This window comes from Bacillus sanguinis (assembly GCF_018332475.1).
In the GTDB taxonomy this organism is placed as follows: Bacteria; Bacillota; Bacilli; order Bacillales; family Bacillaceae_G; genus Bacillus_A; species Bacillus_A sanguinis.
This window is the reverse complement of sequence record NZ_BOQB01000171.1, coordinates 20,382-33,956: the sequence shown is the minus strand read 5'-3', so window position 1 is coordinate 33,956 and position 13,575 is coordinate 20,382. Positions and strand designations below refer to the sequence as shown.

The following is a 13,575-nucleotide window of genomic DNA, read 5'->3' as shown; positions in this document are numbered from 1 at the left end:
AGAAAAAATCACTTTTACCGGGGTAAAAGTGATTTTTTCTTTATACATTATTTCCCTAAAACGAACTCAGCAACTTCATCTAAGATCATTTCTTTACCTAGAGGGAAGTAACCTTTGTTTAATTCTTCGTTTTTAATTGTAAATACGTGGTTGTTTTTAACAGCGTTCATATTTTTCCAAATTGATTCTTCTTGGAATTCTTTTAGGCGCTGAGAACCGTCACCAGTCGTAAATACGAATAAGTAATCTGGGTTGTAATCGATTAAAGCTTCTTTTTGCACTTGTACTAACGGTTTATCAGTTGGTGTACCTTTAACTGCTGGTAATTTTAAATCATTAAAGATTACGCTACCGTAACCGTAGTCACCGTATACACGGAAGGCATTTGGATATGCAGCCATTTTCATGAATTTAGCATCGCCAGTTTTCGCAACGATTTTGTCATGTAATTTGCTTGCCTTTTCATCATACTGTTTGAACCATTCTTTTGTTTCTTTCTCTTTACCGAAGATTTGACCTACTTCTTCGAATTTTGGACGCCATTGGTCTAATGGAGTTTTTAACATAACTGTTGGTGCAATTTTAGATAATTGATCATAAATCTTTTCTTGACGATTGTTTACAAGAATTAAGTCTGGTTTTGCAGCAGCTACTGCTTCGATGTTAATTTTATCGCCCCAAGCAGAGCCAACTGGTTTTACGTCTTTTAATTTCTTTTCAATATGTGCATCAATTTTTTCTTGAGATGTATTAGCAGTAATAATTGGTTTCATACCAAAGATTAATAATTCTTCTGTTGAACCACTAAGGTCAGCAATTTTCTTTGGATTTGCAGGGATTTTAATTTCCCCTTTTGCATGTTGTACAGTGCGCTCTTCAGTTTTCGCATCCTTCGCATCTGCTTTCTTCTCTTCTTTGTTAGAACAAGCTGCAAATAGTACAGAAGTAACGACTAGTACCATTGCTAATAACGCCATTTTAAAATTCTTCATGTTCCCACTCCTTCTAGCTGTATTTCTCTTATAAGTTACAGTGAACTATAAGAAACAAGATTAACAATTAATCAATATATATTTATTAATTGTTGTTTATGCCCCGTTCTAACGGGTGTTCAACTTCCTATTTACTAATAAGAAGCTCAACGTCCATTAGAAGCCCCCCTCTTTACGAGGGGGATTCTACTTATGCTTTTTTACGCAATTGATTACTAATCATCGCTAAATCATATGTTAAACAAATTGGCTTACAGTTTACTGGACATGGAACGATTTGAGCCTCAATCTCAAATACATTACGAAGTGTTTCACTCGTCATCACTTCATCTGGCGTTCCTTGTTTCATTAACTTACCTGCTTTTAATGCAATCATATGATCTGAGAAACGAGAAGCATGGTTTAAGTCATGGATAACCATAACAATCGTTCTACCTTCTTCTTCATTTAATTTTTTCAATAAGTTTAATACTTCTAATTGATGGGCCATATCTAAGTACGTTGTCGGTTCATCTAATACGAGTAATTCTGTCCCTTGTGCAAGAGCCATCGCAATCCATACACGTTGACGTTGTCCACCCGATAACGCCTCTGCTGGACGATTTGCGAATTCTGTCATTCCTGTCACTTCAAGTGCCCAATGAATGTAGCGATAATCCTCTTCCTTCAATGTTCCAAATCCTTTTTGATGAGGAAAGCGTCCGTATGAAACGAGTTCAAACACAGTAAGGCCAGTTGGCACTTCTGCAGTCTGTGGTAAAATTGCCATTTTCTTTGCAATTTCTTTCGTTGGTTGTTTCTCGATTGCTTTTCCGTCAAGATAAACAGTACCTTTTTTCGCCTTCAAAATACGAGAAGCCGTTTTTAATAATGTGGACTTCCCACAACCATTTGGTCCAATAATTGTTGTAATTTTCCCTTCCGGAATTTCAACTGTTAATCCATCAATAATTAACCCTTCATTATAGCCAACAGATACCGCATCAACTGCTAAAGTTGCCATACAAAAAGCCTCCCTTTATTTTGTCTTCATAAGTAAGTATATAAAATACGGTGCACCAATTACAGAAATAACAAGACCGACCGGTATTTCTGAAGTTGTTAACACACTTCTTGAAATTACGTCTGCGAATAAAAGTAAAAACGTCCCTATTAGTGCAGCAGTAGGCAGCATAATTTGATGTTTACCACCAACAAGGCGCCTCGCTAAATGCGGAGCCATTAAACCGATAAAACCAATTCCTCCAGCAACAGCGACAGATGCACCAGCTAAACAAACTGCAATAAATAATAATTTACGTCTTTCTTTTTCTACATTTACACCAAGGCCAACAGCTGTGGAGTCGCCTAAGTTCATTACATTTAATATGTGTGCCTTACTAATAGCAAGTGGCAAGAAAATAACCATCCATGGAAGTACACTTAGTACGAACTTCCAATCTGTGCCCCATAGACTTCCTGCTAACCAAATCGTAGCAAAACGGAAATCGTTAGATGTCATCTTCATAGAAAAAATTAAACTAACAGCACCAAACCCGGCTGCAACAGCGATACCGACAAGTATTAATCTCGTTGATGAAACGCCGTCTTTCCATGCTAGTAAATAAATAATAACTGCTGCTAATATCGCACCAACTAACGCGAAGAAAGGAAGAATAAATACAGATAAAAATGTACCAGTTCCAACTTTCCCGAAGAAAAAGTAGACGAAGATAACGACTGTTAACCCTGCTCCAGCGTTAATACCAATAATACCTGGATCAGCAAGTGGATTTCGCGATAACCCTTGCAGAATTGCCCCTGACATAGCTAAAGCAGATCCAACCAGTATAGCAATAACCATACGCGGCATACGGAATTCAAATAAAATAACAGACTGATCTTCAGCCCCAAGTCCAACCAATGACTTTAATACGTCCATTGGCGGTATTTTAAATGTCCCTGTATTTAAACTCACTAAAAATACAGTAACGATTAATCCTACTAAAATTGTTAAAATAGAAACGTTCTTCTTTGTTAAGACACTTGTCCTCACATTTTTCCTCTCCCTTCGTTACGTGCTAAGTAGAGGAAGAATGGAACTCCAATTAGTGCTGTAATTGCTCCAATTGGCGTTTCAAACGGCGGATTAATAACGCGAGATAACATATCTGCACATTCAATTAACAGACCGCCTAAGACTGCAGAACATGGAATAACCCATCTATAGTCTGAGCCTACAAGGAAACGAGTCATATGCGGGATTACAAGGCCAACAAATCCAACCGATCCTGCCATAGAAACCGCAGAACCTGTTAACACAAGAACAAGTACTGTTCCGATAAATTTAATTAGCGTCGTATTTTGACCAAGTCCTATCGCAATTTCTTCACCGAAGCTTAAAATTGTAATATACCTCGACATCATAATTGCAATAAAGAGACAAACTAGACCAATCGGTACTAACATATTAATACTTTCCCATTTCACGCCAGCAACTCCGCCTGCATTCCACATACTCACCTCTTGGGCAAGGTTGAAATATAGCGCAATTCCAGATGAAATGGCCCCTAATAAAGCACTAATTGCTGCACCTGCTAAAGCTAATTTCACAGGCGTTAATCCACCTGGTGAGGAAGATCCAATTCCATATACAATGCTCGCTCCAAACGCAGCACCAATAAAAGATGCGATAACGAACATTAAATAAGGTGAATTAGGGAAGAATGCATACATAATTGCAATTCCAAATACAGCCCCATCTGTAATCCCCATTAACGACGGAGAAGCAAGTGGATTTCGCGTCATACCTTGCATAATTGCCCCTGATACTGCTAAAAAGGCACCTGCAACTACGCCCCCTATTGCTCTAGGCATGCGAAGTTCTTGAATTACGTTATGATGCGTAATAGAACCGTCAAACTGAAATACAGCTTGCCATACAGTCTTTAAACTAATATCTGCAGCACCAAACGAAATAGACAATGCCATGCTTAAAGCTAACAAAATTGTACCTGCTACTAAAATAATAGAAGCAATGAGCGGCCTGCTCTTAATCTCTTTAACATTCACATCTTGCTGTTCTATACTCCTTGCGCTCGCTTCCATCCCTCAACCATCCTAACCAACAACATATATTTAATTTAATGAAATGAAATTTATTCTCAAATAGTAATAAAAAAATTAAATGAATCGTCCTTTTCCTGATAATGATTCTCAGAATCAGACACCTTCTATTCTACCTATCGCTTCAAAAGACTGTCAACCATTATTTTGAAATACAAATTCATATAGGTTAAGACCTTAATAAATAGATAATGTTTATCTGTTATTAACTATTATCATCACCAATTAACCTGCCACAGAATAAATCCTTCCTCTTATGGGCATAAAAAAAGAAGAGTAATCTGTTCACTCTTCTTTTCCTTACTTATTTAACTTTGCTTCAATTTTTACAATTAATTCGTCTTCTGTTGGTGCCGCAACTGGACGGTTATTTACAAATGCAAATGATTTTTTACGACCAGGACCACAGTAAGACTGACATGCAACTTCAATCGTTGCACATGAATCTACTTTTTTTAGCTTTGGAATCAACGTTTTAACGTTCGTTGCCTGACAATCATCACACACACGAAATTCGTTTCCCATTATATAACACTTCCTCTATTTTAAACTTTTCTCAAGTACATTTAAAAATAAACACTAAATGGTATTTTACCGCTCTTTGAAGCTCGTTGCAAGTTTCCTTGCGACGCTCTTTCCTCATATAATGCTACATATTTATATGTTCTCCTACAGAAGCTTTCGTCATTCTTGGAAAAAATTTATACCCTTCATCGAAATCTACCATATTTTTAAAAGCTTTGTATAAAAGCTCGTTTTTTTGCCCATTATAAAAATAGGAAGTTCATAAAAAGAAAGGGAGTTGAATCTATGAAAGTAAGACAAGATGCTTGGACAGATGAGGATGATTTATTACTTGCTGAAACTGTACTTCGTCACGTTCGAGAAGGAAGTACGCAATTAAATGCATTTGAAGAAGTAGGGGATCAATTAAATCGTACATCGGCTGCCTGTGGTTTCCGTTGGAATGCTGTTGTTCGCTATAGCTATGAACAAGCTCTTCAACTAGCAAAAAAACATCGTAAAGATAAAATGCGTGCTGCAAGCGGTGAACAAGCGAAAAAACGTTTACTTTATACACCACCAGCTTCAGATTCGATAACTGATTATGAAGAATTCGTACAAGAGGAATCAATTGTACAATATAAAGAAGCTATTCCATATCAAGAAACTACCGTTCCTGCTGCAAAAAGCTCTATGACAATGCAAGATGTTATTTATTTTTTACAAACAGTCGGATCTTCCAATATAAAAGTGACAGCTCTTGAAAACGAGAATACGAGATTGAAACAAGAAATTAAATCACAAATCCTTCGAAATGAAGAACTAGAAAAGAAACTAGAAAAATTAGAAAAACAATCTCATACTGTACAAGAAGATTACGAAACACTTATGAACATTATGAACCGCGCTCGTAAGTTGGCAGTCATGGATGACGAAGAACGTTCTCAAACATCCTTCCGAATGGATCGAAACGGTAATTTAGAAAAAATTGCAGAATAAAAAGGATGCATTACATGCATCCTTTTTTATTTCACTTCAACCATATGTGCTTCTTCTACTTTCGAATCTCTCTTTATATCTGGGAAAATTTTTTCCTTTGGATTTTCTTTAAAGGCGGCTAAACCAATTGTTTTTACCGGTTCACTTATTTTTGCATATTCCGTATCACTAACAACTGCATACATATCTGTATATTTGCGTGCATCACCAATTACTACATTACCTTCATACTTCATTTTCTTTCCCGCAATTACTACATCTTTTTGTTCCTCTTTAGCAAATACGATTCCAGCTTCATCAGAAATAGCCGGCAATGCTTTAAGTGGTTCCACATCTTCTTTCACGACTTTTTTCAGCATATTTTCTTTTACAATCTTTTCAGCTGTTGTTTTATTCATAATTAAAACCTTTTTCTCATTAACAATACCTAGTTTTGCTTCAAATTTACTTTGGGATTCAATTTTATCTTTATATTGATCCATTGTTTTTTGAACGCCAGTTTCATCTCCATACATCACAACACCCTTTGCTTGTGGTGCAATCATATCCATAATAGAACAACCACTAAATACAGCAGCTGACATAATCGCTACGAGTCCTAATTTCACTTTTTTCATTTGTATTCCTCCTAAAATCATAATTACATCTCTTAGTTTAACTATCGCAGCTAGTTTAACCAATTTACTTTCCTTACAACAACATTACAATTTAGTAAGATTTCTCCCTAAAACTACTTTCTATATTTTTGCTATAATAGAGATTGTCATTTTAAAGATAAGGGGTTAGTTATATGAGCAATTCCCGTTCCATTTTATCTCAGCCAGAGTGGCGTATTGTAGATCAGTCTAGTTTGGGACCAACATTCCATGCATTGCAATCATTCGCAATGGATGACACACTGTGCACAAGCATTGGAAATGGTCAATCAGCTGCAACAATGCGTTCTTGGGTTCATCACAATACAATTGTTCTTGGCATTCAAGATTCACGCCTACCACACTTAGAAGAAGGCATTTCCTTTTTAAAAGAAAACAACTTCAATGTTATTGTCCGTAATTCTGGCGGACTTGCAGTCGTACTGGATGAAGGTGTTTTAAACGTATCACTTTTATTCCAAGAGACGGAAAAAGGCATCGATATTGATCTTGGATACGATACAATGTGGCATTTAATTCAGGAAATGTTAAAGGATTACGATGTTACAATCGAGGCAAAAGAGATCGTTGGTTCTTACTGTCCTGGTAGCTACGATTTAAGTATTCGCGATCAAAAATTTGCTGGTATTTCACAGCGCCGTATTCGCGGTGGTGTCGCTGTCCAAATTTATCTATGCGCTACAGGAAGTGGCTCTGAACGTGCCGCACTCGTTCGTGATTTCTACAACCTAGCCATTCAAGGAGAAGAAACACGCTTTACGTATCCTGAAATTGTACCGAGTACGATGGCTTCACTTTCAGAATTACTTGGCGAAACCGTTACAGTACAAGATTTAATGATGCGCCTTTTAAAAACATTGCAGCAATTCGCTCCAAAGTTAACACCATCTCAATTAACAATAGATGAAATACCTTTATATGAGACGAATTTACAACGTATTATTGATCGTAACAATAAAGCACTTGGCTTAGAAAAATAAAGACCGTCGCTATTATAGCGACGGTCTTTATTTCAATTCATTATAAAATTAAAGTGCTTGAGCAGCTGTAATTAAAGCTAACTTGTACACTTCTTCTTCGTTACATCCACGAGATAGGTCATTTACAGGCATGTTTAAACCTTGTAAGATTGGTCCTACTGCTTCGAAGTTACCTAAACGTTGAGCGATTTTGTAGCCAATATTACCAGCTTCTAAGCTTGGGAATACGAATACGTTAGCATCACCCTTAATTGTAGAACCTGGAGCTTTTTTCTCAGCTACAGATGGTACGAATGCAGCATCGAATTGGAATTCTCCATCTAAAGTTAATTCAGGAGCCATTTCTTTTGCAATGCGAGTTGCTTCTACAACTTTTTCTGTTTCCGGAGATTTCGCAGAACCTTTTGTAGAGAAACTTAACATAGCAACGCGTGGATCAATACCGAATAGTTCAGCAGTTTTCGCACTCTCGATACCAATTTCAGCTAAATCTTGGCTGTTTGGTGCAATGTTAATTGCGCAATCAGCGAATACATATTTCTCTTCTTCACGTACCATGATGAATACACCAGAAGTTTTTGTAACGCCTGGTTTTGTTTTAATGATTTGAAGTGCTGGACGAACTGTATCAGCTGTAGAGTGAGCTGCACCACTTACTAAACCGTGTGCTTTGCCCATGTATACAAGCATTGTACCGAAGTAGTTTTCGTCTTTAAGGATTTTGCGAGCGTCTTCTTCAGTTGCTTTACCTTTACGGCGTTCAACGAAAGATGCTACCATTGCATCCATTTCTTCGTATGTAGCTGGGTCGTAAATATCAACGCCTGCTAATGTTAAATTCATGCTAGCAGCTTTTGCGCTAATTTCTTCTTTATTACCAACTAAAATTGGTTTTACTAACTCTTCTTTTGCTAAACGCTCTGCAGCGCCTAAAATTCTTTCATCAGTTCCTTCAGGAAGTACGATAGAAATGCCTTTTCCTTGAACTTTTTCTTTTACTGTTGTAAATAAGTTGCTCACGAATAAACCCTCCTACATATGTTAAAAAACTCTATCTTTAAGAATACTGCTTTTCCTCTCTATTTTAAACTTATAGCTCCCAAAAAATAGATAAAATAAAAATGATTATATTTTCATAAAATTCAGCATAGAAATAAAGCCTCTTTAATCCTTATCTCTTCCTATTTTTAAGTTAATTTAAATGTGACAATTTTATGCGCCAAGGTTTTATATAGATAATTTTAAAACTATATATGCTATAGTTAACGTGTAAAACTATCATTAACTGAGGTGAATAGAATGAGTGAAGCAACAACAACGTTAGATGGCTGGTATTGTTTACATGATTTACGTTCTATTGATTGGGCTGCATGGAAAACATTATCTAGCGACGAACGCGGACAAGCTGTGTCTGAATTTTTAAATGTCGTTGAAAAATGGAACGAAGTATCTACTGCGAAAAAAGGCAGTCATGCAATGTATACTGTTGTTGGCCAAAAAGCTGATATTATGCTTATGATTTTACGCCCAACAATGGAAGAGTTAAATGAAATTGAGACAGAATTGAATAAAACAACATTAGCTGAATATATGGTTCCTGCATACTCTTACGTATCTGTTGTTGAACTAAGCAACTACCTTCCAGCTGATGAAGATCCATACCAAAATCCACAAATCTTAGCTCGCTTATATCCAGAGTTACCAAAAGCAAATCACATTTGCTTCTATCCAATGGACAAGCGTCGCCAAGGTGATGACAACTGGTACATGCTTCCTATGGAAGAACGTAAAAAAATGATGTACAGTCATAGTAAAATTGGTCGCCAGTACGCAGGTAAAGTACGCCAAGTTATTTCAGGATCTGTTGGATTCGACGATTTTGAGTGGGGCGTAACATTATTCGCTGACGATGTTCTTCAATTTAAAAAACTTATATATGAAATGCGCTTCGATGAAGTAAGTGCTCGTTATGGTGAATTTGGAACATTTTTCGTTGGAAACATTTTACCAGACGAAAAGGTAGAGAAATTTTTACACATATAGATCTTAAAAAGGAACGAAATTCGTTCCTTTTTTTATTATCCTTTATATTTCTCTTCAAAAAACTTCTTTTCTCCGCAAATTTGAACAAAAATCGACAAATCCCTTTCAAATTCCTTACAAAATTGTAACCTTTCTATATCCAAATTTATGCTAAAATGGTACGAGCTACATGCTAATAACGATGCGAAGGTGATAATCTATATGAAGAAAATCTTGTCTATTTTACTAGCGTTTTTATTGTCAATTTCTTCCTTAGGAGTAACAACATCCCATGCGGAAGGAAAAATACACATTGAGGCAGCTGCTGCACTCCTATTTGATGCAGATACAGGAAAAATACTGCATGAACAAAATCCTGATGAATTACTAGCTATCGCTAGTATGTCAAAGTTAATTGTTGTTTATGCCGTATTAGAAGCAATTAAAGAAGGAAAAATCACGTGGGATACAAAGGTAAACATTTCTGATTATGCTTATGAAGTTTCACGTAATAACGAGTTCTCTAACGTACCGTTCGAAAAAGGACGCCAATATACTGTAAGGGAACTATATCATTCTATCGTTATCTTCTCTGCAAACGGATCTAGTATTGCTTTAGCAGAACTTCTTGCAGGAAGTGAGAAAAACTTCTTAAATCTTGCAAATGAACATGCAAAAAAACTAGGGTTAAAGAAATATAAATTTGTAAACGCTACTGGGTTAAATAACGCTGACTTAAAAGGAAAACATCCTGAAGGAACTGATCCGAATGGAGAAAATTCCATGTCAGCTCGCGATATGGGTATGCTTTCAAAAGCAATGATTACAAAGTATCCAGAAATGCTAGAGGATACAAAACAAAGATTTAGAAACTTCCCAGATAATCATCCGAAACCAATTCGTATGGAAAACTGGAACTGGATGTTGCCAGGTGCCGCTTTCTCTTATGAAGGAGCAGATGGTTTAAAAACTGGTAGTTCTGATACTGCTGGATACGGATTCACTATTACAGCAAAACGTGGTGACTTACGCCTCATTTCAGTAATTATAAAAACAAAATCAATGGACGAGCGTTTCACTGAATCTCGTGAATTAATTGAATACGGATTTAATAATTTCGAAAAACAAAAACTAAAAGTGGATAAACACAACACAATCTCTGTAGTAAAAGGGAAAGAAGATCAAGTCACTGTTGCACCGGAAAAAGAAATAACCGTAATTGCGAAAAAAGGTAGCAAAGATCCTTATAAAATTGGGACTGAAGTAGATAAATCTCTTGCTGAAGATGGGCATTTAGTTGCTCCTATTAAGAAGGATGCCAAAGTAGGATCGATTACTTTAGAATCAACTGATAAATATGGTTTCTTAGACGGTAGTAAAAGTATGAAAGTTACTGCAAAAACGACAGAAGAAGTTGAAAAAGCAAATTGGTTTGTGTTAACAATGCGCTCTATTGGGGATTTCTTCTCAAACTTATGGTCTAAAGTATTTTAATGATGAAAAGCTAGTTCACGCTAGCTTTTTTATTTTCCTCTCTCAATGTAAAACTTCGTTTGGTTGTCATATCTGAGTCCTTTTTCTCATACGTATGAACTAGTAATCGTTACACACTTCATCTAGAAATAAACCTCTTTCCACAAGGTATTCCAAAAAGAGAGGTGACACATAATGGGTGTTATTGCTTATAACGAGGAAGATGTAAAGTTATTAGCTAGACTGATGCGTGCTGAAGCCGAAGGGGAAGGGCAACAAGGTATGTTAATGGTCGGAAATGTTGGGGTAAATCGTGTCCGAGGAAATTGTTTAGATTTTAAAAAAATACGTAATTTACGTCAAATGGTGTATCAAAATCCTGGTGGTTTTGAGGCAACGCAAAAAGGGTATTTTTATCAACGTGCAAGAGCACAAGATATCGCTTTAGCAAGGCGAACGATTCAAGGACAACGTTTTTGGCCTGCAAATTTTGCCTTATGGTTTTTTAGACCGGAAGGCCCTTGTCCACCAACTTGGTATAATCAACAAAACTCTGGTCGCTTCAAAAAGCACTGCTTCTTCCAGCCATCTGGCGAGGATTGTCCTAGCGTATATTAAGGATTGATAATGAGGAGGGATTTTTGAATGGCACAGCAACAAAACCCGTATTATGGAACAGGATTTTATCAACCATCTGGAACTTATGTACAACCGCAACAAATGACTGCTGGGCAGCAACAACAACAGCAAGCGATGCAACAACAAGCAGCTCAAGCTGCGCAAGCCCAATATGCAATTTCTCAAGGCATGTTACCTCTAGAACAATCCTATATTGAAAACATCCTTCGCTTAAACAAGGGCAAGCAAGCTACAGTTGTAATGACTTATGAGCGCGGTAGCTCACTCGGTACACAATCGTATACAGGTATTATCGAAGCTGCTGGTCGTGATCATATCGTAATTAGTGAACCACAATCAGGGAAACGTTATTTACTATTAATGATTTACTTAGATTATGTAGAATTCCCAGAAGAAATTACGTATTTACCTAGTCAACAAGCAACTTATGCTCCAAGACCATAAAAAAAAGCTGGCATATGCCAGCTTTTGTTCTTTATAACCCTTTTACAACTGCAGTTCCGACTAGGATCCATGCTACGATAAACGCGACACCACCAAGAGGTGTAATCGGGCCAAAGAACTTAATACCTGTCGTACTTAATGCATACAAACTGCCTGAAAACATAATAATTCCAGCTACCATAAGCCAGCCAGCAGTAGTTAAAAGTGATGATTGAATTTTATCCATCAATAAAGCAACTACGAATAGTCCACCTGCATGAAACATTTGATATGTAACGCCTGTTTTCCAAACTTCTAACATTTTTGCAGAAACTTTATTTTCTAAACCGTGTGCTCCAAAAGCTCCTAAAGCAACAGCTAGCCCTGCTGCAATACAACCTAGTAAAAAGAAAATTTTCATCTTAATTCCCCTTTTTTACCTTTATCATAAGCAATTTTTTCATATAAGCCAAACGATTTATCTTCTAAAAATCAAATAAAGAATTACCGTTTGCATCACTTTCTTTTATATATACAGGCTCATCAGAAACCGATGTGATTGGTTGCATCGTTATTGGTTGCGATCCGATGATTTGTGATTGAATTTGTGGCTCTCTATACGTAGAAGATTCAACCTGTTCATCTAATAGTAAATCGCATAAAGCACGCACAACTAATACATGCTCTTTTGATTTTTGCCCTTCACTGCTTTTTGCCTTTGCAATTTCATTCGCCATTTTATTTAAAATTTTATCACTTGATATTTGCATTCCTTGTCACCTCTTACTTTGTAGTTCTTTCTCAAATTGTCCCAGCTTCTCTACTGAACCAAATACTATTATCATATCATGTTCTTGTAGTTTTTCCTGCCCCGTTGGATTATGTATAACATTCCCATTTCTCAAAATCGCTAAAATTGTTACATCAAATTGATTTCTCACATCACTCTCTAGTAACGATTTATTAGCTAAAATAGAGCCCTCGCCGACTGCAATCTCTTCAATTACAAATGACTGCTCCACGCCATACAGTACTGTATCAATATAATGAACTGTTAACGGATTCGCAATACCTTTTGCAATATGAATTCCTGCCATGCTAGATGGATTAATAACCTTATTCGCCCCAGCACGCTTTAATTTGTCTTCAGTTTCTGGTTTTTCCGCTCTTGCCACAATTTTAATTGCATCGTTTAATCCTCTTGCCGTTAATGTAATAAATACATTTTCAGCATCATTTGCTACGATAGCAACTAAACCAGCTGCCTTTGAAATTCCAGCATGATGTAACACTTGGTCTTCCGTTGCATCTCCGTGTACATACAAAAGTTTTTCCTTCTCTAATATACTTTCATCTTTATCCACGACGACGAATGGAATTTTCTTTTCTTGCAATTCGTGTACAACTTGAAGTCCTACTCTACCGCACCCACATACGATAATATGATTTTGTAACTGTGCTATTTGTTTGTCCATCTTCTTCCTCCGCACTGCATGAAATAAATTCCCTTCAATAATCATAGCTGCCACTACACCAATTGCATACGTAACAATACCGACACCAACCGGTATGATAAGAAGCGCAAAAACTTTTCCTGCATGTGTTACAGGAACGGCATCTCCGTATCCAACAGTTAATACAGTAATCATCGTCATCCAAAATGCTTGAAACAAACTAATCTCTTCAATCGCCATAAATCCTAACGTTCCTAGAACTACAACAAAGGTCATACATATAACTGCTATCCATAATTGCTTACGTGCATTCAATCGTGTTTCAACT

The 13,575-nt window shown here is 36.7% G+C and carries 16 protein-coding genes; 6 read left to right on the top strand and 10 right to left on the bottom strand.

What is annotated here, in order from left to right; translation table 11 throughout:
- Positions 1-47: 47 nt before the first annotated feature.
- The 5 genes from KI369_RS18415 to KI369_RS18395 all read right to left on the bottom strand — a co-directional run bounded on the left by KI369_RS18415 (position 48) and on the right by KI369_RS18395 (position 4,622).
- Positions 48-992: an ABC transporter substrate-binding protein gene (locus KI369_RS18415; RefSeq protein WP_000787743.1), complete on the bottom strand. Its 945-nt coding sequence runs from the start codon at positions 990-992 to the stop codon at positions 48-50.
- A 190-nt stretch (positions 993-1,182) separates the two neighbouring features.
- On the bottom strand, positions 1,183-1,995 hold the full coding sequence (locus tag KI369_RS18410; protein WP_000212060.1) for an ABC transporter ATP-binding protein: 813 nt from the start codon (positions 1,993-1,995) through the stop codon (positions 1,183-1,185).
- A gap of 15 nt (positions 1,996-2,010) precedes the next feature.
- Positions 2,011-3,027, bottom strand: coding sequence for a FecCD family ABC transporter permease (locus KI369_RS18405; protein WP_212956890.1), 1,017 nt, complete (start codon positions 3,025-3,027; stop codon positions 2,011-2,013).
- Positions 3,024-4,079, bottom strand: a complete 1,056-nt coding sequence (locus KI369_RS18400) for a FecCD family ABC transporter permease (RefSeq protein ID WP_000388276.1) — start codon at positions 4,077-4,079, stop codon at positions 3,024-3,026. The genes KI369_RS18405 and KI369_RS18400 overlap by 4 nt, the downstream gene beginning before the upstream one ends.
- Before the next feature lie 318 nt (positions 4,080-4,397).
- A complete protein-coding gene (locus KI369_RS18395; protein WP_000526075.1) occupies positions 4,398-4,622 on the bottom strand; it encodes a YuzB family protein in 225 nt (74 codons plus the stop codon).
- 285 nt (positions 4,623-4,907) lie between these two features.
- Between KI369_RS18395 and KI369_RS18390 the strand changes: the two genes are divergently transcribed.
- On the top strand, positions 4,908-5,600 hold the full coding sequence (locus tag KI369_RS18390; RefSeq protein WP_212956889.1) for an RsfA family transcriptional regulator: 693 nt from the start codon (positions 4,908-4,910) through the stop codon (positions 5,598-5,600).
- 26 nt (positions 5,601-5,626) lie between these two features.
- Here the strand turns inward: KI369_RS18390 and KI369_RS18385 are convergent, their stop codons facing one another.
- Positions 5,627-6,217 (bottom strand): lipoprotein BA_5634 family protein, encoded by a 591-nt coding sequence (locus tag KI369_RS18385; RefSeq protein ID WP_212956888.1) that lies wholly within the window; start codon positions 6,215-6,217, stop codon positions 5,627-5,629.
- Positions 6,218-6,390: 173 nt separating this feature from the next.
- Here KI369_RS18385 and lipL point away from each other — a divergent pair, with 173 nt between their 5' ends.
- A complete protein-coding gene (lipL, locus tag KI369_RS18380) occupies positions 6,391-7,236 on the top strand; it encodes an octanoyl-[GcvH]:protein N-octanoyltransferase (RefSeq protein WP_212956887.1) in 846 nt (281 codons plus the stop codon).
- 48 nt (positions 7,237-7,284) lie between these two features.
- Here the strand turns inward: lipL and pta are convergent, their stop codons facing one another.
- A complete protein-coding gene (gene pta / locus KI369_RS18375; protein ID WP_000067215.1) occupies positions 7,285-8,256 on the bottom strand; it encodes a phosphate acetyltransferase in 972 nt (323 codons plus the stop codon).
- Between the two features lie 279 nt (positions 8,257-8,535).
- Here pta and hemQ point away from each other — a divergent pair, with 279 nt between their 5' ends.
- From hemQ to gerQ, 4 genes are all read left to right on the top strand, one after another.
- Complete coding sequence (gene hemQ / locus KI369_RS18370; protein ID WP_001287602.1) at positions 8,536-9,279, top strand: hydrogen peroxide-dependent heme synthase; 744 nt, start codon at positions 8,536-8,538, stop codon at positions 9,277-9,279.
- Positions 9,280-9,480: 201 nt separating this feature from the next.
- Positions 9,481-10,752 carry a serine hydrolase gene (locus KI369_RS18365; protein WP_212956886.1) on the top strand — a complete coding sequence of 424 codons (1,272 nt, stop codon included), beginning with the start codon at positions 9,481-9,483 and terminating at the stop codon, positions 10,750-10,752.
- Positions 10,753-10,926: 174 nt separating this feature from the next.
- On the top strand, positions 10,927-11,349 hold the full coding sequence (gene cwlJ, locus KI369_RS18360) for a cell wall hydrolase (RefSeq protein ID WP_212956885.1): 423 nt from the start codon (positions 10,927-10,929) through the stop codon (positions 11,347-11,349).
- Positions 11,350-11,376: 27 nt separating this feature from the next.
- Entirely contained in the window at positions 11,377-11,814 is a 438-nt protein-coding gene (gene gerQ / locus KI369_RS18355; RefSeq protein ID WP_000068638.1) for a spore coat protein GerQ, read from the top strand.
- Between the two features lie 31 nt (positions 11,815-11,845).
- On the opposite strand, the gene KI369_RS18350 is transcribed toward gerQ, so the two are convergent.
- The 3 genes from KI369_RS18350 to KI369_RS18340 form a co-directional block, all read right to left on the bottom strand.
- Entirely contained in the window at positions 11,846-12,214 is a 369-nt protein-coding gene (locus KI369_RS18350) for a DUF423 domain-containing protein (protein WP_144614839.1), read from the bottom strand.
- A gap of 64 nt (positions 12,215-12,278) precedes the next feature.
- Positions 12,279-12,563, bottom strand: a complete 285-nt coding sequence (locus KI369_RS18345) for a YwdI family protein (RefSeq protein ID WP_212956884.1) — start codon at positions 12,561-12,563, stop codon at positions 12,279-12,281.
- Between the two features lie 6 nt (positions 12,564-12,569).
- Complete coding sequence (locus KI369_RS18340; protein WP_212956883.1) at positions 12,570-13,562, bottom strand: potassium channel family protein; 993 nt, start codon at positions 13,560-13,562, stop codon at positions 12,570-12,572.
- Positions 13,563-13,575 lie beyond the last annotated feature (13 nt).

Bases quoted from the DNA above. Each gene is read 5' to 3' on its own strand.
- KI369_RS18350 (WP_144614839.1), bottom strand. From the start codon at position 12,214: ATGAAAATTTTCTTTTTACTAGGTTGTATTGCAGCAGGGCTAGCTGTT.
- lipL (WP_212956887.1), top strand. From the start codon at position 6,391: ATGAGCAATTCCCGTTCCATTTTATCTCAGCCAGAGTGGCGTATTGTA.
- hemQ (WP_001287602.1), top strand. From the start codon at position 8,536: ATGAGTGAAGCAACAACAACGTTAGATGGCTGGTATTGTTTACATGAT.
- KI369_RS18395 (WP_000526075.1), bottom strand. From the start codon at position 4,622: ATGGGAAACGAATTTCGTGTGTGTGATGATTGTCAGGCAACGAACGTT.
- KI369_RS18415 (WP_000787743.1), bottom strand. From the start codon at position 992: ATGAAGAATTTTAAAATGGCGTTATTAGCAATGGTACTAGTCGTTACT.
- KI369_RS18385 (WP_212956888.1), bottom strand. From the start codon at position 6,217: ATGAAAAAAGTGAAATTAGGACTCGTAGCGATTATGTCAGCTGCTGTA.
- KI369_RS18390 (WP_212956889.1), top strand. From the start codon at position 4,908: ATGAAAGTAAGACAAGATGCTTGGACAGATGAGGATGATTTATTACTT.
- KI369_RS18365 (WP_212956886.1), top strand. From the start codon at position 9,481: ATGAAGAAAATCTTGTCTATTTTACTAGCGTTTTTATTGTCAATTTCT.
- KI369_RS18400 (WP_000388276.1), bottom strand. From the start codon at position 4,079: ATGGAAGCGAGCGCAAGGAGTATAGAACAGCAAGATGTGAATGTTAAA.
- KI369_RS18410 (WP_000212060.1), bottom strand. From the start codon at position 1,995: ATGGCAACTTTAGCAGTTGATGCGGTATCTGTTGGCTATAATGAAGGG.
- gerQ (WP_000068638.1), top strand. From the start codon at position 11,377: ATGGCACAGCAACAAAACCCGTATTATGGAACAGGATTTTATCAACCA.
- cwlJ (WP_212956885.1), top strand. From the start codon at position 10,927: ATGGGTGTTATTGCTTATAACGAGGAAGATGTAAAGTTATTAGCTAGA.
- KI369_RS18345 (WP_212956884.1), bottom strand. From the start codon at position 12,563: ATGCAAATATCAAGTGATAAAATTTTAAATAAAATGGCGAATGAAATT.